The organism is Mesorhizobium sp. Arg314 (assembly GCF_053714275.1).
In genome coordinates, this window is record NZ_JBSKBP010000249.1 from 1 (window position 1) to 487 (window position 487).

Annotated in this window: 1 protein-coding gene; it reads left to right on the forward strand. The window is 56.3% G+C overall.

Annotated elements, in window-relative coordinates; translation table 11 throughout:
* Positions 1-24: 24 nt before the first annotated feature.
* Positions 25-487 (forward strand): type 1 periplasmic-binding domain-containing protein (locus ACWGS9_RS35330; RefSeq protein ID WP_459077408.1); only part of this gene is annotated, 463 nt, incomplete at its 3' end.

The following is a 487-nucleotide window of genomic DNA, read 5'->3' on the forward strand; positions in this document are numbered from 1 at the left end:
CAGCATGTTGAAGTGATCCAGGGCATGACCGATGCCCTGCATTCTCATGGCATGAACCTGATCATCGGAGCATCTGGGTACTCGGACCAGGTCGAACTGCAGGTCATCGGAGCATTATTGGCGCGTAGGCCGGATGCTATCTACGTTACCGGCGTACGTCACTCTGCCGCGGTGCGCTCCAGTTTAGAACGATCAGGAATCCCGGTAGTCGAAGGCTGCAACCTAACGGATCGGCCTATCGACACGGTCGTCGGATATTCAAATTTTAACGCGAGCGTAGAGTTGACGAGGTTGCTCATTGACCGTGGCTATCGTCGCATATGGCACGTGACTGTTGCCACCGATTTCAACGATTGTATCGTTGATCGGCTGGCTGGTTTCCGCGAAGTCAGCTGTGGGTGCCGCGAGCCTGGAGGAAACGTCATCCGCTGCGAAAATAGCTTTGAGGGTGGAGCAGAGGCGGTGAGGCTGGCTTCGGCCTCCGAGG